The following is a 19,656-nucleotide window of genomic DNA, read 5'->3' on the forward strand; positions in this document are numbered from 1 at the left end:
TGTAGTGGCTGCTTCTGAAGAAGTGTCAGTTGTAGAGGAGGCTTTGCAGGAAGCTACGGTTGAAGCTTCGAATGAGGTATCTGGCGAAGAGAGTCTGATAAATGTAGATTCAGCAGTTAGTGAAACAAGCTTAGAAAATGCTGATGCAGCAGCTTCATTAGAGAGCACAGCTTCTTTATATGTGGATAGTGGTATTTCAGAGTTTATTAAGGCACATACAGAGGCTGTTGGCTGGATAAAGTTTGAGGATGATCTGATAAGTTATCCAATCATGCAGGCAGAGGACAATTCCAAATATGCCATAAAGGATGCTGATGGAAATGACTCAGAGACAGGAGCTATTTTCCTTGACTACAGATCATCAGCTGATTTTACAGATTCAAATACTATAATCTATGGTCACAATATGCGGGACAGAAGCATGTTTGGTGCACTTAAGAATTATAAAGAGGACCTTGGCTTTTTAGATGAGCACAAATATTTCCAGATCATAACTCCTGAGGGAAGTGGCAGATATATGCTCTTTGCTTTTATGGATGTTCCCAAGAATTCATACATCTACGATGTTTGTGGTGATAACACATCCAGAATGCGTGAGTTCCTTGATACGATAGAGTACAAGACCTACATTGACACAGGAATAGAGCCAACTGTTGATGACAAGATAATTACTCTTTCCACCTGCACTCAGAAAGATGACCTGTTTTTTGTTATGTTTGCTGTTAAAGTAGAAGACTAATATCTGCCCATATTTTTAGAGATTGTCCTCTCCCCATTTTTTCAGTTCGAGAAGAATGGGGATAAGGCTTTTGGCCTTATCAGTGAGGGTATACTCAACTCTGACAGGCATCTCGTCATACATTTTTCTTTCTACGAGGCCATCTTTCTCAAGTTCTTTTAAAGAATTGGCAAGCATTGTATTGGTGATGCCCGCGATAGAGCGGTTTAGCTCACCATATCTGACGGTTTCATTGTTATCGATGACACATAGGATCATGATCTTCCATTTTCCACCGACTATGTTTATAACTTTTTTTAATCCACAGCCTTCGCCTGCAATACTGTTGCACAAAGGCTCTTTTTTTGCGTTTTTTTTCATAGTATGTTTTTCCTTACCAGATACATATAATCTGCGTACTTGATATATTTTTTATACCTAATACAATATAAGCATTGGCTGAAAAAAACAAGTATTTTTTTATGAAAAAAGAAAGGAAAGTAGGAGATGAGAAAGGCTGTTAATGATATTAACAGATGTGTTGCCTGTGGAGTTTGTGCTAAAGAGTGTCCAAGGGATGCGATTAGCATATTCAAAGGCTGCTACGCAGTGATCGATCATGACAAATGTGTAGGCTGTGGAATATGTGAGGGCGCTTGTCCTGCAGGTTCTGTAAAAGTTATGGAGGTTTCTAATGGCAAAAAATAAGAAGAAACATTGGTATGATTATCTTTGGATATGGACAATTATTTATTTTGCGCTTGGCTTTTTTAATATTCTTTTTGCCTGGCTTGGTATGATTGATTTCATACTCCCTCTGATATTTGCAATAGCCGGTGGAAATAAGTGGTTTTGTAATCATATGTGTGGAAGAGGCCAGTTGTTCTGGGTTCTTGGAAGAAATTTGAAGTGTTCCAGAAGAAAAAAGGCTCCGGCATGGATTTCATCGACGTGGTTTAGATATGGATTTTTGGCATTCTTTTTAACAATGTTTGGTACAATGGTATTTCAGACCTATCTGGTATTTTCAGGGGCTGGGTCTTTGCGCAAAGCAATAAAGCTGTTCTGGACCTTTAAAGTGCCGTGGAAATGGGCTTATAATGGATCTATATTCCCTGATTGGGTAGCTCAGTTTGGCTTTGGATTTTACAGTCTGATGCTTACATCAACGCTTATTGGGCTTATTGTTATGGCATTGTATAAAGAGAGAACCTGGTGTTCATTTTGTCCAATGGGAACAATGACACAGGGAATCTGTAAGATTAAGGAGAAGAGAGGATAAAGATTATGACTATAGAGGAAAGAGCAGCAAAGGCTGTAGAAATGAAAACATCCGGAACGTACAACTGTGCGCAGTCAGTAGCTGTGGCACTTGCTGATGAGACAAAACTTAGCGATGAGCAGCTTTGCCAGTTAACAGCAGGATTCTGCGCAGGAATGGGAAACATGGAGGCTACCTGTGGAGCACTTATCGGAGCCGGAATGATAACAGGCCTGAAAACTGAGGGAAAAGGAACTCTTGCAAAAACAAGACAAATCCAGGAAGAGTTCGGAAGAAGATGCGGTGCCATAAAGTGCAGAGATCTTAAGAACGTTACAGATGGAAAGCCACTTTGCCCTTGCGAAGAGTGCGTTAGAAATGCAGTGATGGTCTACGGCGAAGTGGTCCTAGGGGACGAGGTTAGTGGTCCATTTTGAACTTAAATTAGAACAATAAAAAATCCTTTGTGCCAGTGTGTTTATAAAAAATACACCGGACAAAGGATTTTTTTAGCTGTTAAGCTCCAATTCTTTTCTGATTTTTATCATTATATCCAAGCAAAATATTAGGATTCTTTTGACTTATGATATTATAGACTTCATTTATCATATTTTGATTAAAGTCATTGGTAGGAAGCGACAGGATAGATACTGCTCCAAAAGTTTTGTTATACACGGTTATCCCCAAGTTGACAGTTTTTCCATACTGGGTCATATTGCTTGGATACATCCATGTTATGTCATGATAGTTAATAAACAAGCTGTCATTTTCCTTTTTGCTGTTATCTTTATATGCTGAAAATGAGTGAAGAAGCACAATGTAATTTTCAGTGAGATACAGATTCTGAGGATATTTGCGTACTCCAGGAGCCTCAAGTTCTTTTTCCATCTGTGCATAGGATGCATCTGAGAGATAACTTAATTTCTTTAGTACGAGGTCTTTTTTCGTAACTAAGTCAATTCCGAAATACAAAAGAAAAAGAGCGGTTATACCAAAAAATATTGCCGTTGATCTGATTTTATCCATTGGGAAACCGCTTCCGGTATAGTCGCTTTGAACATGCAACATATATTTGCCGTAAGTTTCCTCATAGTCACTGAAGCTAATAGATGTGCCCTGTGACTCCTCAAAGTAGTCTATAAGCTTTCCTTTAATTTCGTTTGATGGTTCTTCAAGGTAACCAATAAGCTTGAAACTGCCGTCATTTTTTACTGAAGCTTCTGCCTTGGAATATTGTTCATTATCCAGAATCACAATGAAGCTTTTGCTATCTTCTACAAGATAGTAATTTATATCATTGTAGGAATAGATAAGAGAAGGAACTTTTGTTATTACAAGTTCTGCTGCATCATTGTTTTTGGCAGTAGTGTCACCATCAAGGCTTAGCATATCGCGGCGCTGTACTGATTCACCATATGATGAATAATACTGATTGTATAGAAGCATTGCGCCGGGAATTGCTATACAGACAATGGCAGCTACGATGCAAAGAATAGCTTTTCTTTGAAGTTTGCTGTAGCTCTTTTTGATAGTCGGGTTACTGATCCTTTTCCTTGCTTCCGATTTTGTAACCAAAGGAGCCATGGGCTGATGCAGGTCAATGCCGGGCATTACAGGAGTATCAAAACCACTTAGCTTATTTTTTCTTTCTTTCATGATCATAGATAATATAACTATCGTGCATACTAGGCCGATAAGAAAGATCACAGCACCAATGATCACATTGCTTAATAGATCGTCAACCGGCTTTGTACTTAGTGTTGAGTATCTGATCCTGAAATTGTCATCAGTAATGCCGAGTTTTTCAAGTGACTGCTTGTACATGATACCAAGATCACTGTCTTTTATAAGCCCGGATGCGCTTATGTCTAGTGTACAAGGCTCTAATGTAAAGCTGTCTGCCTCATAATTGAGATATGCCCAGGTATCATCGCATATTCTGTCAAGTTCTTTAACTGTTTCTTTGTCATCAGTAGTCAGGACGGCGATTGAATCATCATCAAGCCAAACTGCGTAATACCAGCTTGACGGAGTGCTTCCAGAACTTTCAGTAGCAAAGCAGGTAAAAACTGCGTCTATAGTAACCTGATAGTAGCCATCCTCGATATCTTCATTGTTGTTAATGGAAAGAGCAGCATTGTAGTCTTCCAGACTACCGTTGTTTTTGGATATTAGTGTATCTATGTCTGACATCAGGAAAAAACCTACTGCCAACATAACAATACAGCCAATAAGTTGTAAGAATCTGTTACTTTTAGTCTTCATATTTACTTTTTCCCCCAAGTTAGCGTTTTCCTGATAATTATATTTGAAGAAATTCAGTTAGGCAACCCCGTATTCTAGCGAGTAGATGGTCCGTCCTCTAGGACCATTTGTGTCCTATTCGTTGTATAAATAGATTTATTCAATCAGGAAAAAATGAAAGAAAAATAAAAAAATGATAACAGCTATTAACAATTAACTTGTGTTATCCGATAATAAGAGTGTAAGGGATACTATAGCCATTTCCTGCACACCAGCGCCAGAGAATTGTAAACAATTCTCTGATTAAAGTGTAGGAGGGAGTTTACAAAAAGTGGGAGGTTCATATGCCAAGAGAAGAGATGCTTCCAAGTGAGAGCGAATGGCTTATTATGGAGACTTTATGGAATTGTGATCACGATCTTACTTCATCAGAGATAACAGAAAGACTTCCAGGGTCTTCCAGCATGACGCAGAGGATGGTAAGGGTTCTGATCAACAGACTTTGCAAAAAAGGACTTCTTTCATATACAGTTGATCCGCACGACAGTAGGGTTTATCACTATACTGCAACAAAAGGGAGGGATGAACTCAGACGTGAAAAGAGCAAGGCCTTTGCCAATAGCTACTTTGGAGGTAATACTGCCGGAGCTGCATTTGCTTTTTTGGAAAATGAGAAGCTTACTAAAGAACAGATTGCAGAGCTGGAAGCTATTATAAAGAAATCTAAGAAACAGTAAAACCGGAATTTACTAGGGACATCAGATATGTGCTCACGGATGAGCTTATGGAGGACAGGGAATGTCGTTTCAAGAGTTTTTGCATGGTCTATATGAATTTTTACATTTCGTATGCGTATATTATGCGACCATACTTGGTTTTTGTGCGCTTATGTCAGTGATCGTTATAGGGATCATCATGTTGCTCAGGAGTACTTTGCTTTCCAAGTCCATATTTGGGAAAGCTGCTTTATGGGCGCTGATGATTCCTTGTTTATTTTGTGGGAAACTGCACTTTTACGTGGAAACAAAGCTTGGTGTAAAGCTCTTTTACTGGTGGTATGCACTTTGTGGCAAGTGGCAGATCATCAGCCTTATGTATATGCTAGTTGGGATCTCCCTTGGAGTTTGGCTCATACTTCGTAGAAGAAAACTGCATAGATTAGTACGGGACCTTGATGACTATAAGGAGAGTATTTCAAGATTTAAGGTAAAGATTATTGATGGAGACGTTTCATCTTTCTGCACAGGGTGTATAAAGCCAGTCATTGTTATTCCAAGCAGATTGGAGAATGCTCAGATCCAGACAATAGTAAAACATGAAGAAACACACATAATGCTGGGGCACCTGTGGATTCAGCTATTATTGGAGGCTATTCGAATACTGTTATGGCCCAATGTTTTTCTGCATATCGGTGAAAGATATTTGAAAAGGGATCTTGAAGATGTCTGTGATGCCGTAACGATGCAGCGAAATGATATAGGAGCGATAGAGTACGGCGAGGTTCTTTTGGATAATGCTAAAAGACTATCAGGAATAAGAGGAATATATGGTGCCAAAAGCGGATTGTCATTTTCCTTGGACGATAACTATAAGGTTCTCAAGAAAAGATTAGGAAGAATAATGCAGCACAGGAAATATAATCGTAGTGTAATTGTGATGGTAACGCTGCTGTTTATAGTGCTTGTGCTATCGATGATAATTGGGATAAAGACTATTTCCTATGCCAGATATAATCCTATGAACCTTACCGGAATTTTCAGCGAGGAAAAGATGGAAATACTTGCGTATGATCGTGACGAGTCCATTGTCACTTATGATGATGAGTTTATCTACATCGATTGTGCAGAGCTTAAGCGCCAGTGCCCTGAGATCGTAAATGAGGAAAAAGATATTTACTTTTCAGTAGGAGGTTATTACAAGTTCCCGGGAATGGGCGGTGGAAGCGATATTGGATGGGTTAATGCACAGACTATAGCAGATAATGATGGAATCATTAAGACGGAGAAATACAGCGGAATTGATTTCTGGAACAGGATAATCATGTGGCTATAGAACGCAGGAAAGGAGACGCTATGTCAATGCGGATTGGTGATTATGCCGGCATAAGTGCTGGATTTCAGAACAATACAAGTAAAGCAGGTAAGTATAATAATGTACGCGATTATTCAAATTACCTCATGGGAAAATATAGCTGTCTGAAACCTGGGAATAATGCAGCTGTATCAGTGACAAGTGGTTTATTGAAAAAAGCTATGGCTGATGAAGAAACTGGTGCCTGGCTTGAAAGAGAACTTGCAAAAGCACCAGATTATATAGCTGCAGCGCAAAAGTCAGCTATTGCACACGGTTCTACATTGAAATCTGTTTCCATTGAGTTTGGAGAAGAATATAGCACTATGTGTACTCTTGTAGTTACAGATGGTGGTGGAACAGATCCAGAAATAGATAAGTGGCTTGAGAAGGTTAAAGAGAATCAGGCTAAAAAGAAGGAAGAAGAAAAGAAGCTTGAGCAGAGGAAGAGCAAAGCTCAGGAATTAGAAAAGAGTTTACAGAAGATTGAGCTAAAAGGATATGATCTGGAAGATCTGATGCACCAATTTACAAAGAAGTTGTCTGTAAGTGGCCCAGGTAACGAAACTGGAAGCTTTGATGTAAGGGCATAGTAACCATCAAACAAAAGGATTTGAAAGGTGGTGCCATATGATTGGATGGGAAACTGAGATAAAAGGCAATACCGAACGAAATGTCAAAAGGCTTTATGATATGAATGGCAATCATGTAGGTACTATCTCTATATCACGGCCAAGAAAAACATCTTCAAGCGGAAAGAAAAAGAAATCAGCACTTTACAGCTTCAAGCAGGTATCATCTCAGGTCCTGCAGGCAAAAACATCTACCAAGGCCATGCAGGTATCTAATAGTATAAGGGCCAAGATAGGTCTTTTAAAGAAGCAACTCAAAAATGGTGATGTGGACGAAGAAGAACTACTCAGAGCTATTCTTCATGCAGAAATGGTCATGAGGGCCTGCGATAAGAAAAAGAAGAACCTCAAGATGGAAGAGACTGCTGAGAGAAATCTTGAGGGAGCGGAAGAGATTCCTGTTGAGCCTGAAGAACCCACCACGGATGCAGAATCTGAAGAAGAGATAAAGGAACTTGAGCAGGAAGAATTCGAAGCCCTCATGGAAAAACTGGAGATGAGCGCTGATGAAATGATGGAAATGGCAGAGGAAACGGTGGAACTTGATGAAGAGCTTGATGAAATGGCGCAGGCTCTTTCTGGAACAATGACACCGGAAGATCTTGAGCAACTTAAAGTGAAACACAGATCTGATGAGGCCAGGGATATTCTTAAAGCGGATCTTAAGTATTTGAAGGCTTTGTTTGACAGATTGCAATCGGAAAAAGAAAATGCCGGAAAGGCAAACTTTTCAGGATCTTGTGATAGCGGAGTATCGCTTTCGCTTGGCGGAGGAATGGATATGCCAGTAATGACAACACAGGAAGTACAGCAACCGAATATCGGTGGATCGATGGATATTGAAGTGTAAATATATGCGATATTTTTTACCTTAATGATTAACAAATGTTAATAAAATGAAAGGAGGCGCAGATGGCTATTTCAAATGTTATGACAAGCTCTCTCTTATCTGCCAGTTCTGCGATGAAGCAGGTAAGAGCACAGGAAGGAATCAAAAAGCAGATGGAAGGCAAAGCTGGCGTTCTGAAAGCAGAGATAAAACAGGATTCCGGCAGAGGCGGCGATACAGCAAAAAAGGAAGAAGAGCTGGCTGCTGTGGAAAAGAAGGCTACTGATATCGGAAATATGCAGATGAATCAGATGGCTGAAATGAACAAGAACATGAACGAAGCTTCCAAGGCAGATGCAGAGGAACAGAAGAGAGCAGAGAAACTTGAAGAGCAGAGAGAGAAGAAACGCGCTGAGAGGAAAGAGCATCTTGAGGAACTTCAGGAGAAGATTGCAGAGAGTACAGTTTCTGTCGATGGGGCAGAAGTTGCGGTTATTTCTTCACCTGATGCCAAAAGCGGAGAAGTGCATCTTGATGAAGTAATCGCTCCTACAAGCGCAGCTGAAGTAAAGACGGCAAGTACCGGTTCAGTGACTGTTGATGTGAAAGTTTGATGACAAGGAGGTTAAAAATGAGTATGAGTATTAGCAGTAATTATGGAAATTATGGTTATTACAACAATCCTGTAAACAGTACCCAGTCTGTACAGGAAAAGAAGGAAGAAGAGCAGAATAATAAAACAAACAAAGCAGAAGAAGCTGCTGTATATGACAAAAACTCCGATTCCGGCAATAAAGCCACTTATGATATCGCAAAGAAATCTTCTACAGACAGAGCAGCTATAGTTCAGCAGATGAAGGCTGCAGAAGAACAGCAGCGTAATCAGCTTATGGCAATAGTACAGAAAACTCTGCAGGGGCAGGTCGGAGCATTTGGAAAGGCAACAGGAGATAATTTCTGGAAACAGCTTGCCGGTGGCAATGTAAAGGTTGACGCAGCTACCAGAGCTCAGGCACAGAAGGATATTTCAGAGGACGGTTATTATGGTGTAAAGCAGACATCTCAGAGATTATTTGATTTTGCGCAGGCCCTTGCCGGTGACGATGTGGATAAGATGAAAGAGATGCAAAAAGCAATGGAAAAGGGCTTCAAACAGGCAACAAAGACCTGGGGCAGAGAACTTCCATCAATCTGTAAAGAGACCATGAATGCAGCTAATAAGCTGTTTGAGGATTACTATTCGTCTAAAGAACAAGCAGTTTGACTCCGGGCAATTATTCAGATGTTCTGTCATCGATTCTTCCGTCGAATATCGATAAAAAAGAGTGACAATTTACGTCATAAAAACGTCTATTCATGACATCGATATAATAAGAAGAAAGTACCATCCGATATATAGATAAAGACAATTATTCCATAATCAGAATGTATGGGAAATGGACTTCCCAAAGATAAGGAGGGCAACGGAATGTCATTATCGGTAAGTTCAGATTATAGTCAGTTTTATAAGGGAACAGAGCAGTTAAAGAGCTATGGTTCAGGAAATGGTAAAAAAGAAACCATTGTGCGTTATGAGTTTAATACTACAGATGAGCATGGGAATAAGGTTATGGACAAAATGTCCAAAGAAGAAAGCTTTCGTGTTATGAATGATATCACATCCCAATATGGTGATAATGTGCTGGTATCTTTTTCAGGAGATGGCTTGGCTGCCCTGGAGACAAGTAAAGGTAAGCTCCCAATTCCAGAGCAACCTCATAGGGAAATACCGGATGGAACATTTACAGCTCTTGAAGGACCAAAGGTGCTGTCAGAGGAAGAGTTATCTGAAATGCGAAAATCGGGCGGTACTAACATGGCAGATGTGATGCGCAAACTTGATCCGAATGCATATAAAGAATTCATGAGCATAAACGAAGAAGCCATGGAAAAAGGTGGAACAGAGAGCATTATTGCAGGATTCAGGTTTATGTATAAGTGGATTACAAACAATGCTGAAAAGAATCCTAACTGGATGGATTCATATGACCCTGAGGGGAAGTATGAAGCTGATCATGAGATTGAGCTTTCAGAGAGGCTTAATTTCGTGAAAACTAAAAATCATTCTTATGGAAAGTCTTTTTACTCCGTGGAAGACTCCGGTAAAGATCTCCTTGAGGCGTATGCGAATTTGATGAATACCATAGTTAAAGGGCATGAAAATGGCACAAGAAAGTCTTTCGTAAAAGATAATGGTGAACTTAGGGAGATGACCCTTCAGGAAGAACTTGATGCGCTGGATGCTGCGTTTGTGAAATTGTCTGAGCGATCTGCTGAAAGGCTTAGAAAACGTGAGGATGAAGCTAAGGCTTTGGAAGACTACGATAAACAGTTTTCTGAGATAAAAGGGAATAAAGCAGAACATCCTCAATAAGCTGAGCCTCCTTTCAAGTGATGTTAAGGGTAGCACTGTAGACAGTCAGATATAAGAACAGATTGTAATGTCCATTCGTTACAATAATCCGTCCATTCATGACAAAAACATATAAATATAAAGCGCTGTGATGATAATATAAATATAGGGGTTAAGGAAAAAATGCTTACATGGATGTCCGTGCTAAGCATTTTTTCGTTATTGGCTAAGTGAAAATTGAGGGTAATGTATGACAAGGTACAGTATAGCAATTTGCGATGATGAAGAGGATGTAAGGAGTCTTTTTCATGATTGGGTAAGCAAGGCAAAATATGATGTGGATGTTAAAGAGTACTCAGGTGGAGATGAACTCATAAAGGATATAGATGCAGGCGCCGGGATAGATATTCTTTTTCTTGATATAGCTATGGGCAAAAATGACGGAATAGAAACAGCAAAAGAACTTGGAAGGCGCATAGAGGCAAGTGGCAAAAGTATGCGTGCATCTAGGCCACTTATAATTTTTGTTACAGGTATACCGGACAGGATGGGAGATGCATTTGGCGTTAAGGCATTTGATTATCTGCTTAAGCCGGTTTCCCAGGCATCATTTGAAAGTGAGCTTCACAGAGCAGTTGAGGAACTACAGAGACTGGATGCCCAGCTCATATGCGAGACAAAATATCAAAATGAGGAAGACAGGTTTATATCCATACAATCAGGTAAAGGGACAATAAATATAAAGCTTCGGGATATTTTATATATTGAGAGCTCGGGACGAAAAGCAATTGTCCATTTGCCGGGAATTAAGCATGAAGTGTATCGGCAGATGAATGACTTTGAGGATGAACTGGGGAACAGTTTTTTCAGGGTTCACAGAGGCTATCTGGTTAATATGAGGCATATAAAAGGCTACTCCAGATCAGAGGTACAGGTTGACAATGGAGATGTGCTTATCATGTCAAAATACAAATATGCTGATTTTATAAGAGCTTACATGGAGTTTATATCCTGACGATTGTAGGAGGCAGTATGACAGAGGAAAATATCAGAATTATGGAACAAATCTACGGAGTATCTATGATACTGATCCGTGGCCTGTTCTTTGGAATGTTTGAAGAGCTTTTTATAAATAAAGAGACACTTAGCAGACCAAAGAATATTGTATTGTCAGTTATAATCACGATTGAAGGGATAGTGTTGTTTGCAATTCCATATTCTACAAAAGGTCTGTACAGTATAATAAGCCTTCTGACTATAATTGCAGTGTTTTATTTTTATAATCAAAAGATATTACCGCATATCATTTTTGTCTTCTTTCTCTGGCAGAACGTATTCTACGTATGGCATTTGATAAATTTTGCCGTTTTCAACAGTATTTCAGATTATGTTACAGCAGCTATAGATTATTCCAGGGAAGGCGCAGTGGAAAACCTATGGAACTGGATGTTTATACTGATGGCTTTACAGGTTGTATTTTTGGCTGTTTTCCTGTTACTGGAATACTTCGTAACCAGAAAAATCTGTACGGTCAAGTATGATATGTCATGGACTGAAGCTCTATATTTATCGATATATTCTGCTGTGTCATATATTATCTGTTACATTATTGTAGAAGTTATGGTTGTACCGCTTGATAAAGAGGTTTTTGTGCTGCTGGATGAGAAGCAGGATCTTAGATTTACCCTGCCAATCCTGGCTGTGCTTATTTTTATCGGAGAAATGTCTGCAATTGCTACATGGCAGCGCTACAGGAGACTTAAAGAAGAGGAGCTTAGGCTACAGGAGCAGATACAGGAGCAGGAGTTTATCAGGAAAAAGATTGAATATACTGAAAAATACCATGACCGTATAAGAACGCTTCGGCATGATATGGCAGGCAAACTCATGATTCTTAAGAGCTTCTTGGAAAAAGACAGGATAAGCGATGCGAAAGAATTTCTTGGGGAAATGGACATTGAGCTTAGCTCAGAAGCTATGCAGTATGCGACCAACAATCCGGTTACAGATGCAGTGATAAATGAGGCTGCAGCTCAGGCAGGTAGCATTAACTGTGATTTTAAGGCAGAATTTCTTTTCCCTGATGACAATGGAATCAGTGCTTTGGATATGGGGATTATTCTTAATAATCTTATTGATAACGCTTTGGATGGAGTACTAACCGTGGCGGAGGGTGATAGGTATATCAGACTTATTGGGGAACAGAAGGATAACTTTTACTTGATAAAAATAGAAAATTCGTTTGATGGAAAATTGAAGCGTGGTTCTGATAACAGCATCATCAGTACAAAGAAAATGGATTCTGACACAGATAGGCATGGGCTTGGGTTAAAGAGTGTTATGCGGATCGCTGATAAATATCTTGGAGCGGTGGATATCAATTCAGAAAATAAGGTTTTTAAGGTTAAGGTAATGCGGCAGAAGAAAAACTGACTATTCATTACATAAAAAGGTCCGTTCGTGTCAAAGCTATTTAACCTCCTCCGGTCATAGACGATACTTGATATGGAACAGAAACTACCTGCTGCACTAAACTCGACAGTACCTCGTTAAGTGCACAGGTATGGTTCGCACTAGACTCGGGAAGAACCTCGTCAAGTGCTCTACTCAGGAGGTGTTTTTATGAATTTTGGGCAAAACTATTTTGATGTCCTGACTAGTAGGATAGGCGGAGCCTCCAGTATTTGGAACAGACAAGGAACGTCTAATGTTAATAATCGCAGTAGGACTACAGGAACAAGAGGCACATCACGAACATCAGGCGCTATAAATAATAGCTATTTTGGATTAAGCGCCAATACCGTGAAAGCTATGAATAACGCATATAACAGCACATACAATAGTGCATATATGTCTGATCAGAAGGTTGCTGATGGAGCTGTAAAGGTAGAAAGCGCCGGTAAGAAACTTGCAAACAGTGAGATTTATGAAGAAAAGAACACAGACCAGCTTCTTAAAACTGTAAAGAATTTTGTAGATGGTTACAATGATGTCAACAGTGGAGCAAAAAATGCTACAAGCACTACAGTTAGAAATAGAGCCGGATGGATGAGGGAGGATGCGCTTAATAATGTGTCAGACCTTAGAAAGATAGGCATAGGTTACAACTCTAAGACAGAAGAGTTATCTGTTGATGAAGATGTATTAAAAGGAGCAGACAAAGCTACTGTCAAAAAGATATTAGGAGAAGCCGGATCATTTGGACAAAGGCTTAGAAACAATGCATCTTTAACATCCCAAGCAGCCATCACTTCGAGCAGATATTCGATGAATACAGGCATCTATGGATCTAATGGCAGATACAATACCGGAAATTTTTTTGGTGGTTTTGGTAGCTTTGGTGGATATGGCAATTCATTCCTGTCATCAATGTTTTCAAGATGGTTCTAGAACCCAAATGTGCAAATTTATGAGGTGAACAGCATATGAAGATAGCAAGTAGTGATGTATATTCTAAATCAAATTACAGCTATCAAAAGGATTTGAGCAGCGGCGGTGCAGGGACAGGCGGTTTTTTTGCCGGAATAGTAGAAAAACATGTAGAAAAGGAGAAAACTGATTATCAGGCAACAGGAAATATTAAAACTGTAGATGGAAGGGAGATAAATGTTGATGTGGATGTAAGTATGGCTCGAAAAAAGGAGCATGAAGCATTTATACCTATATCGTCACCATTGGATAATCTATTTGATCCTTTGATAATCAACACAGGAAGTCAAACAGCTTCTCTAAGCGATAAGAAATTTAAATTTGATCTTGATGCGGACGGCAAGCAGGATGAAATATCAATGACCAAGTCAGGGAGTGGATTTTTAGCTCTTGATAAAAACGGAGATGACAAGATAAATGATGGCAATGAGCTGTTTGGAGTAAAGAGCGGTGATGGCTTTAAGGATCTTGCCAAGTACGATACAGATGGCAATGGTTGGATTGATGAAAACGATGAGGTCTATGATAAGCTCAAAGTCTGGAGTAAGACTGATGATGGAAAAGATGAACTTAGGACGTTAAAGGAATCTGGTGTTGGCGCTATCTTTCTGGGATCAGAGAATACTGAATTTACTCTTGATGGTGCGGATGGTGCTTTAGATGGGAAAGTGAGAAAGACAGGAATCTTTCTAAAGGAGGATGGGACTGCCGGAACCATTCAGCACGTTGACTTGGCCATCAAGGGCCGTGAGTCAGAACTAATGAGCGCCGCAGAGAAGCTTGACGAAGTTTTGGAGAAGATGCGCAGCGAGAGCTCTCAGCGGAGCAGGCGAAATGACAACAATGATAATGCAAGACGCCGGGCTCAGAGAGCAGCGAGACAGAAGAAACAGCTTGAGGATTATCAGAAAAAGCAGGATCTTAATAAAGAGCTGACAGAAAAGGCTATCGAGCATAGAAAAATGTTGTATGGCACTTAAGGAGCAAAACACTTTTTCCGATAATATATAAAGAGGTTAGGATGGAACTGCCGGATATCAATGGATTGATAAATCTAATGATATTCGGCTTTTTTATGTTAAGAAGGAAGGTGAAAGTAAAGAGCAAAGCGCCGCAACTGATAATCAATTGACCACTTGGCCCTTTCCGGAGAGTGGAGCGGTTCTGACTGACAGATGAACCGCAGAAAGGAACACTTATGCCAAATACCATAACAAACGGAAACTATTATTACACGCAGAGTGCATTTGTACAGAGTGCCCACTATTATTCGAATCAGACTTTCGGAAACAATGATTTCCAGAGTGCTATTCTTGAAAAAAATGAGGATTCACCTGAGGTTGTGGATGCCATAGCAAAAGAAGAGCCTGCAAAGAAAGGCTATACACGAGTTGTAACGGCAAATGTGTGGAACTCAGGAATGACATCAACGCAACTTGCTGACGGCAAAACCGCCTATTCTTATCAAGGGATGATGCAGAAGTTTGAGATAAGAATCAATGTGATGGGCGATAGCAGGAAATATACTGCAACCGGAACAGACGAGAATGGCAATGAGTTCTCAAAGGAGATAGATCCTTACAATGTGGATCCGACAGACTCAGGTTTTACGGAATTTGCCGCGCTGTGCGCATATATCCGTGATACAGAAGATATCGCTGATGAAGCTATGCAGGCAGTAGATGACGTGGCTCCTAACGATATCTTTGAGAAAAAGAATTATCTGTCAGAGCTGAATGGCTCCATAAACAACTTTCAGATGATGGGAGTAAGTACACTTGGAGCAGAGCAGCTTCTTTCCCACATAAACAGGCTTATGGAAGTAATGATGACTTCCGGCGTGGGGACAGGCATTTCTCCTGATCCTGTAGAAAATGCGACATCTTTTGCAGGAGCTAAAGTATGGGGAGATACAGGCAGCTTTGGTATGTTTTCAGGGATAAGATTTCAGGCTGTCAGCTATCAGGGGGCACTTACAATTGATGGTGATGAAAAAGCCGCTGCACAAAAACCTGTAGAAGTAAGTGAAAATGAAAATCTAAAAGAAGTTGTTACACCTCTTGGTGGAATGAGTTCCATACCTGTTGGCAATATGAACTATGTGATGACTGCATCAGAAGTGTTTAAGCCTGGATCAGATGAGGCTATAGTAAGAGTCCATGTTGGTGGCAAGGATATCGACGTAAACATAAATGAAGTGGATCCTAAAAATGCCTCAGCAGTTGAGATGTTTGCATATTGTCAGTATGCAGATGCCCATGATACAGGTACCGGATATACTTTTGGCAGCTACAGTGTGTTAAAAGGGGTCACTGATCCACTTGGAAAATCAGAGTATACTTCACTTGATGAGGCTATTTCCAAAAAGAGCAATTGGAACGATGCAATTTCCGGATCTAAAGTATCCTTTACAAAAGAACAGACAGGCGAAACATTTGATGCGTCAGTCCTTCTAAAAATGCTGGAAGAGACCGCAGGCTTATTTGCTTCGCAGAGTGGTGATAAGGATCTCGGAGAGCTGACGGATGAAGAATGGGAAAAACTCCTTGGCGATACAGATAAAGCGATAGATGAGGCAAAGGAGACTGCTATAGATAATAAGCAGCAGGAAGAAACAGAAGCAGAACACGTAAAGCGGCTCATAGCTGAGAACTATGAAAACGGTAAGATACAGAAAGCTATGGACGGATATGAGTTTATGAAGATGCAGGGTGAGTTAATTGAGCGTAACGTTGAGAAACTCAGGCAGAATCAGAAGACTACCCGTGAAAGACTTCTTGAACAGGATCCCAATGCTGCCAGCAAATGGTATATGTATGATGGTGGCAGTAAACACTATTCCTTTGATGAGTTCTGTAAGTATATGGATGCCAAGGATGCGGAAATGCGTGCCAATGCTCCTGAATGGAGAAACCCATATCTTGAGATGGCTAACTATTATTTGAGTCAAAGGAAAAAAGAAGCTTAACGTCCGGCAGTAAGATAATACTCTGTTTTGTTTATACTGAGCAGAGTATTATTTTTACAAAAAAATCATCAACAAAAGAAAGCCTCCAAAGACAGAACCTATGATTGATGGAAGAACAGGGTTCCTCTATTTTGATAAAGATGGAAGCGTGGTATACTCTTTGATCCCTCCAAAATTTTTAAAGGAGGGTTTTTATGGAACTAAAAGGTTTTATGGAAGAGGTAAAGGAGCTTGTTAATAAAGAGTTAGGTGATGACTATGAGCTCGGAATCAAAGATGTTTTAAAGAATAATGGAAAGCTATACCATGGACTTGAAGTAAAGAAGAGACTTAGTAACATTGCTCCGGTGCTTTATTTGGATGGCTATTATGAGCAGTATAAGAGGAATATTGCTAACATTGAAGGTATTTCATTGGAAGTTGCAAGGACGTTTAAACAGCATGAGAATGATAATATTGATGTTATCAGTCTTTATGAAAATTAAATGAATCAGCTTTTTTATCGATGGAAAGATGTTATAATAATATTGCAGGGCGGGGGCCTGAAAGGAGATTTTATGAGTACAGCGAAAAAACTCATAATAGACAGAGTTAACAACATGTCAGATGACATGGACGAAAATCAGATGATTGATAGGCTTTACATGCTTTCAAGATTGGAGCATAGCCGTAAGAGATGTCAAGAAGAAGGAACAATAAAAGATTCCGAGTTGGACGAGCATTTTAAGGAGAAGAGAAGGCAGTATGCAGGAGTATGAGCTTGAATGGTCTCCTGATGCACTTGATGATTTGGATGAAATCTGGGATACAATAGCCTGGGATGGTGACCCAGATGATGCAGATTCTTTTATTGATCAGTTAAGGAGTGTTGCCAGAGATTTATGTGGCAATGCTAGGAAAGGAAGGATAATACCTGAACTTGGGCTTGAGAACTTCAGAGAAGCTTATTATAAGGGTTATACATTTGTGTACGAGATAAACAAAGATTCAATTTTAATTCATGAAGTGTTTAACCAGAAGAGGATTTATATTAGATCATATCCTAGAAGAAAAAGGCATTAACGAGATATTTCTGATTAAGTAAAAACTTAATAATTACAGTGAGCACCTGTTTTACTCCGTGTGAGAGTAAGACAGGTGTTTTATTTGTTCTTTTTTTAATCTACGGACAACTTCGGCAATCTCTCTAAAATTAGGATATATGTGCCAAAGTGCCAGACTTAAAAAATGGGAATGATACTATTAAATTATGGTTGCTATTGTACTTTTTAAGGTGTGGAATTTACTTAAGATTTTACTCAAAATGAAGGAGAAGATATAAAAAGATAAATGGAGATATGAGTAAAAATGGGATAAAATTGTATGAGTAGAATATGAGTAAAAGTGAAGAAAAGGGAAGATAAGAGTAGATAAAATGGGAAAAGTAAGAGTTTTATTTGTTTGCCACGGCATAGTACTAACAAAATGGATCAAAGCCATGTCGTGAGAGCATTCTATTAAGAGATTATATTGTTTACCCTCGAGTTACCCTTTTTGTTTTTAGGAAGTGCTTTGATTATCTAATATTTTGAATTGCAACTTGTCGTTAGGGTAATTGGGTAAACAACAATAATAAAAATGTCGGTTGACTGTATGGTTGATCGACATTTTTTATTGACAACACGCATCGCGTATGTGATACTAATGATACGCAATGAGTATAGAGACATTGAATGAATGGGGTGACTTGCATGGATAGCAGAGATTATTTGATAGAATTAAGAAACAGTACTGGAATGTCGAGAAAAGAGTTTTGTGCGTATTTTGAAATTCCGTATCGTACACTGCAGGATTGGGAATTGGGAAATAGGAAAATGCCAGATTATCTTTTGAGATTGATGGCGTATAAAATCGAGATGGAAAAACTTGCAGGTGATGGCAATAGTAATGGGGAAAAGGGGAAAAACGGTGATGGAAGATAAGGTACAATTATTCGAAGATCAGCCTATAAGGACGGCTTGGGTAGAAGACGAAGAAGAGTGGTATTTTTCAATAGTTGATGTGGTGGGTGTGTTAACTGAGCAGCAGACCTTTGATGGAGCTCGTGACTATTGGAAAGTGCTAAAAAGCAGGCTTAAGGAGGAAGGAAATCAGTTGGTTACAAATTGTAACCAACTGAAAATGAAGTCTCCTAAAGATGGGAAAAGGTATAAAGCTGACGTGGCAAATACAGAGCAACTCCTTAGAATTATTCAGTCTATTCCTTCAAAAAAAGCCGAACCATTTAAAATGTGGCTTGCACAGGTTGGCCGAGAAAGGATTGAGGAGACCATAGATCCTGAACTTACGATAGACCGAGCACTGGAAACATATGCAAGACTAGGATATGATGCAGACTGGATTAATCAAAGACTCCAGACTATTCGTGCAAGGAAAGAGTTAACCGATCAGTGGAAAGGCCATGGTGTTGAGAAGGGTAAAGAGTTTGCTATTTTGACCGACGAAGTTACCAGAGCCTGGTCAGGCATGTCAACAAGACAGTATAAGAATTTTAAAGGGCTCAAAAAAGAAAACCTAAGAGATAACATGAGTACTCTTGAGCTTGCATTAAATATGTTGGCAGAAGCCACTACTACTGAGCTAACTAAAGTACATAATCCGCAGGGGCTTGATGAAAACAAAACGATAGCAAAAAGAGGCGGACAGATTGCCGGAGATGCTAGGAAGAATATTGAGGCAGAAACCGGTAAGCCCGTCATCACAAGTCAAAATGCGATGCAACTTAATGATGCTGTTGTTGGGCTTATAGAGAACATTATAGATATCGAGTATGAAAATGATAATGAAAATGGAGAATGATGTGCTTTTGCTTTGGGATAATTCATGATATGGTTATGTAAGCGAGGCAAATCGTCGCAAACTGCATGAGGATGTAAGGCAGATGATAAGCTGTCCGGTCCGGCGTTCTTGTTAGAAGGACATTCCAGATATGGGATGTCTTTTCGTTATAATAAAAAAGAAGGGTAAAGTTTTTTATTTTACCCTGTTTTTTACCCTTTTTGCCGACTACTTTACACCAAGATATGCCATATTATGCGGTGTAAACCACAAAATAACAAAAACACAAAACGCGG

The 19,656-nt window shown here is 39.6% G+C and carries 23 protein-coding genes; 21 read left to right on the plus strand and 2 right to left on the minus strand.

Annotated elements, in window-relative coordinates:
• Positions 1 to 739: class B sortase (locus tag E7303_RS14210; RefSeq protein WP_292146052.1), on the plus strand; the 739-nt coding region annotated here is incomplete at its 5' end.
• Positions 740 to 754: 15 nt separating this feature from the next.
• On the opposite strand, the gene E7303_RS14215 is transcribed toward E7303_RS14210, so the two are convergent.
• Positions 755 to 1,099, minus strand: coding sequence for a winged helix-turn-helix transcriptional regulator (locus tag E7303_RS14215; RefSeq protein ID WP_292146053.1), 345 nt, complete (start codon positions 1,097 to 1,099; stop codon positions 755 to 757).
• A gap of 126 nt (positions 1,100 to 1,225) precedes the next feature.
• Here E7303_RS14215 and E7303_RS14220 point away from each other — a divergent pair, with 126 nt between their 5' ends.
• The 3 genes from E7303_RS14220 to E7303_RS14230 are packed head-to-tail and all read left to right on the plus strand — an operon-like array spanning position 1,226 to position 2,416.
• Entirely contained in the window at positions 1,226 to 1,426 is a 201-nt protein-coding gene (locus tag E7303_RS14220; RefSeq protein WP_022774177.1) for a DUF362 domain-containing protein, read from the plus strand.
• A complete protein-coding gene (locus E7303_RS14225; protein ID WP_292146055.1) occupies positions 1,413 to 2,000 on the plus strand; it encodes a 4Fe-4S binding protein in 588 nt (195 codons plus the stop codon). The genes E7303_RS14220 and E7303_RS14225 overlap by 14 nt, the downstream gene beginning before the upstream one ends.
• Before the next feature lie 5 nt (positions 2,001 to 2,005).
• Entirely contained in the window at positions 2,006 to 2,416 is a 411-nt protein-coding gene (locus tag E7303_RS14230) for a C-GCAxxG-C-C family protein (RefSeq protein WP_292146056.1), read from the plus strand.
• A 79-nt stretch (positions 2,417 to 2,495) separates the two neighbouring features.
• Here E7303_RS14230 and E7303_RS14235 read toward each other — a convergent pair whose 3' ends face one another.
• Positions 2,496 to 4,244, minus strand: coding sequence for a DUF6709 family protein (locus E7303_RS14235; RefSeq protein ID WP_292146058.1), 1,749 nt, complete (start codon positions 4,242 to 4,244; stop codon positions 2,496 to 2,498).
• Positions 4,245 to 4,567: 323 nt separating this feature from the next.
• Here E7303_RS14235 and E7303_RS14240 point away from each other — a divergent pair, with 323 nt between their 5' ends.
• From E7303_RS14240 to E7303_RS14320, 17 genes are all read left to right on the plus strand, one after another.
• Positions 4,568 to 4,960, plus strand: coding sequence for a BlaI/MecI/CopY family transcriptional regulator (locus tag E7303_RS14240; RefSeq protein ID WP_292146060.1), 393 nt, complete (start codon positions 4,568 to 4,570; stop codon positions 4,958 to 4,960).
• A gap of 61 nt (positions 4,961 to 5,021) precedes the next feature.
• Positions 5,022 to 6,275: a M56 family metallopeptidase gene (locus E7303_RS14245; protein WP_292146061.1), complete on the plus strand. Its 1,254-nt coding sequence runs from the start codon at positions 5,022 to 5,024 to the stop codon at positions 6,273 to 6,275.
• A 20-nt stretch (positions 6,276 to 6,295) separates the two neighbouring features.
• Complete coding sequence (locus E7303_RS14250; protein WP_292146062.1) at positions 6,296 to 6,886, plus strand: DUF6033 family protein; 591 nt, start codon at positions 6,296 to 6,298, stop codon at positions 6,884 to 6,886.
• A 37-nt stretch (positions 6,887 to 6,923) separates the two neighbouring features.
• Complete coding sequence (locus E7303_RS14255; RefSeq protein WP_292146064.1) at positions 6,924 to 7,775, plus strand: hypothetical protein; 852 nt, start codon at positions 6,924 to 6,926, stop codon at positions 7,773 to 7,775.
• A 62-nt stretch (positions 7,776 to 7,837) separates the two neighbouring features.
• Positions 7,838 to 8,368 (plus strand): hypothetical protein, encoded by a 531-nt coding sequence (locus tag E7303_RS14260; protein WP_292146066.1) that lies wholly within the window; start codon positions 7,838 to 7,840, stop codon positions 8,366 to 8,368.
• Between the two features lie 17 nt (positions 8,369 to 8,385).
• Positions 8,386 to 9,018, plus strand: coding sequence for a hypothetical protein (locus E7303_RS14265; RefSeq protein WP_292146067.1), 633 nt, complete (start codon positions 8,386 to 8,388; stop codon positions 9,016 to 9,018).
• A 204-nt stretch (positions 9,019 to 9,222) separates the two neighbouring features.
• Complete coding sequence (locus tag E7303_RS14270; RefSeq protein WP_292146068.1) at positions 9,223 to 10,167, plus strand: hypothetical protein; 945 nt, start codon at positions 9,223 to 9,225, stop codon at positions 10,165 to 10,167.
• A gap of 229 nt (positions 10,168 to 10,396) precedes the next feature.
• The gene (locus E7303_RS14275; protein ID WP_292146069.1) at positions 10,397 to 11,161 is read left to right on the plus strand and encodes a LytR/AlgR family response regulator transcription factor; all 765 of its coding nucleotides are present in this window, start codon (positions 10,397 to 10,399) and stop codon (positions 11,159 to 11,161) included.
• 17 nt (positions 11,162 to 11,178) lie between these two features.
• Complete coding sequence (locus E7303_RS14280; protein WP_292146071.1) at positions 11,179 to 12,579, plus strand: ATP-binding protein; 1,401 nt, start codon at positions 11,179 to 11,181, stop codon at positions 12,577 to 12,579.
• Positions 12,580 to 12,768: 189 nt separating this feature from the next.
• Complete coding sequence (locus E7303_RS14285; protein ID WP_292146072.1) at positions 12,769 to 13,536, plus strand: hypothetical protein; 768 nt, start codon at positions 12,769 to 12,771, stop codon at positions 13,534 to 13,536.
• A gap of 35 nt (positions 13,537 to 13,571) precedes the next feature.
• Positions 13,572 to 14,555 carry a hypothetical protein gene (locus tag E7303_RS14290; RefSeq protein WP_292146073.1) on the plus strand — a complete coding sequence of 328 codons (984 nt, stop codon included), beginning with the start codon at positions 13,572 to 13,574 and terminating at the stop codon, positions 14,553 to 14,555.
• 218 nt (positions 14,556 to 14,773) lie between these two features.
• Positions 14,774 to 16,543: a hypothetical protein gene (locus E7303_RS14295; RefSeq protein WP_292146074.1), complete on the plus strand. Its 1,770-nt coding sequence runs from the start codon at positions 14,774 to 14,776 to the stop codon at positions 16,541 to 16,543.
• Between the two features lie 194 nt (positions 16,544 to 16,737).
• Positions 16,738 to 17,028, plus strand: a complete 291-nt coding sequence (locus E7303_RS14300) for a DUF5688 family protein (RefSeq protein WP_292146076.1) — start codon at positions 16,738 to 16,740, stop codon at positions 17,026 to 17,028.
• 72 nt (positions 17,029 to 17,100) lie between these two features.
• Positions 17,101 to 17,301 carry a hypothetical protein gene (locus tag E7303_RS14305; RefSeq protein ID WP_292146077.1) on the plus strand — a complete coding sequence of 67 codons (201 nt, stop codon included), beginning with the start codon at positions 17,101 to 17,103 and terminating at the stop codon, positions 17,299 to 17,301.
• A complete protein-coding gene (locus E7303_RS14310) occupies positions 17,288 to 17,605 on the plus strand; it encodes a type II toxin-antitoxin system RelE/ParE family toxin (RefSeq protein WP_292146078.1) in 318 nt (105 codons plus the stop codon). The genes E7303_RS14305 and E7303_RS14310 overlap by 14 nt, the downstream gene beginning before the upstream one ends.
• Before the next feature lie 668 nt (positions 17,606 to 18,273).
• On the plus strand, positions 18,274 to 18,504 hold the full coding sequence (locus E7303_RS14315) for a helix-turn-helix domain-containing protein (RefSeq protein ID WP_292146079.1): 231 nt from the start codon (positions 18,274 to 18,276) through the stop codon (positions 18,502 to 18,504).
• Positions 18,494 to 19,381 carry a BRO family protein gene (locus E7303_RS14320; RefSeq protein WP_292146081.1) on the plus strand — a complete coding sequence of 296 codons (888 nt, stop codon included), beginning with the start codon at positions 18,494 to 18,496 and terminating at the stop codon, positions 19,379 to 19,381. Before E7303_RS14315 ends, E7303_RS14320 begins: the two co-directional genes overlap by 11 nt.
• The last annotated feature ends 275 nt before the right edge of the window (positions 19,382 to 19,656 follow it).

Source organism: Butyrivibrio sp., assembly GCF_015056685.1.
Taxonomy (GTDB): Bacteria; Bacillota; Clostridia; order Lachnospirales; family Lachnospiraceae; genus Butyrivibrio.

Excerpts from the sequence above, each read along its gene's own strand:
- E7303_RS14215 (WP_292146053.1), bottom strand. The coding sequence starts at position 1,099 with ATGAAAAAAAACGCAAAAAAAGAGCCTTTGTGCAACAGTATTGCAGGC.
- E7303_RS14220 (WP_022774177.1), top strand. The coding sequence starts at position 1,226 with ATGAGAAAGGCTGTTAATGATATTAACAGATGTGTTGCCTGTGGAGTT.
- E7303_RS14225 (WP_292146055.1), top strand. The coding sequence starts at position 1,413 with ATGGCAAAAAATAAGAAGAAACATTGGTATGATTATCTTTGGATATGG.
- E7303_RS14230 (WP_292146056.1), top strand. The coding sequence starts at position 2,006 with ATGACTATAGAGGAAAGAGCAGCAAAGGCTGTAGAAATGAAAACATCC.
- E7303_RS14235 (WP_292146058.1), bottom strand. The coding sequence starts at position 4,244 with ATGAAGACTAAAAGTAACAGATTCTTACAACTTATTGGCTGTATTGTT.
- E7303_RS14240 (WP_292146060.1), top strand. The coding sequence starts at position 4,568 with ATGCCAAGAGAAGAGATGCTTCCAAGTGAGAGCGAATGGCTTATTATG.
- E7303_RS14245 (WP_292146061.1), top strand. The coding sequence starts at position 5,022 with ATGTCGTTTCAAGAGTTTTTGCATGGTCTATATGAATTTTTACATTTC.
- E7303_RS14250 (WP_292146062.1), top strand. The coding sequence starts at position 6,296 with ATGTCAATGCGGATTGGTGATTATGCCGGCATAAGTGCTGGATTTCAG.
- E7303_RS14255 (WP_292146064.1), top strand. The coding sequence starts at position 6,924 with ATGATTGGATGGGAAACTGAGATAAAAGGCAATACCGAACGAAATGTC.
- E7303_RS14260 (WP_292146066.1), top strand. The coding sequence starts at position 7,838 with ATGGCTATTTCAAATGTTATGACAAGCTCTCTCTTATCTGCCAGTTCT.
- E7303_RS14265 (WP_292146067.1), top strand. The coding sequence starts at position 8,386 with ATGAGTATGAGTATTAGCAGTAATTATGGAAATTATGGTTATTACAAC.
- E7303_RS14270 (WP_292146068.1), top strand. The coding sequence starts at position 9,223 with ATGTCATTATCGGTAAGTTCAGATTATAGTCAGTTTTATAAGGGAACA.
- E7303_RS14275 (WP_292146069.1), top strand. The coding sequence starts at position 10,397 with ATGACAAGGTACAGTATAGCAATTTGCGATGATGAAGAGGATGTAAGG.
- E7303_RS14280 (WP_292146071.1), top strand. The coding sequence starts at position 11,179 with ATGACAGAGGAAAATATCAGAATTATGGAACAAATCTACGGAGTATCT.
- E7303_RS14285 (WP_292146072.1), top strand. The coding sequence starts at position 12,769 with ATGAATTTTGGGCAAAACTATTTTGATGTCCTGACTAGTAGGATAGGC.
- E7303_RS14290 (WP_292146073.1), top strand. The coding sequence starts at position 13,572 with ATGAAGATAGCAAGTAGTGATGTATATTCTAAATCAAATTACAGCTAT.
- E7303_RS14295 (WP_292146074.1), top strand. The coding sequence starts at position 14,774 with ATGCCAAATACCATAACAAACGGAAACTATTATTACACGCAGAGTGCA.
- E7303_RS14300 (WP_292146076.1), top strand. The coding sequence starts at position 16,738 with ATGGAACTAAAAGGTTTTATGGAAGAGGTAAAGGAGCTTGTTAATAAA.
- E7303_RS14305 (WP_292146077.1), top strand. The coding sequence starts at position 17,101 with ATGAGTACAGCGAAAAAACTCATAATAGACAGAGTTAACAACATGTCA.
- E7303_RS14310 (WP_292146078.1), top strand. The coding sequence starts at position 17,288 with ATGCAGGAGTATGAGCTTGAATGGTCTCCTGATGCACTTGATGATTTG.
- E7303_RS14315 (WP_292146079.1), top strand. The coding sequence starts at position 18,274 with ATGGATAGCAGAGATTATTTGATAGAATTAAGAAACAGTACTGGAATG.
- E7303_RS14320 (WP_292146081.1), top strand. The coding sequence starts at position 18,494 with ATGGAAGATAAGGTACAATTATTCGAAGATCAGCCTATAAGGACGGCT.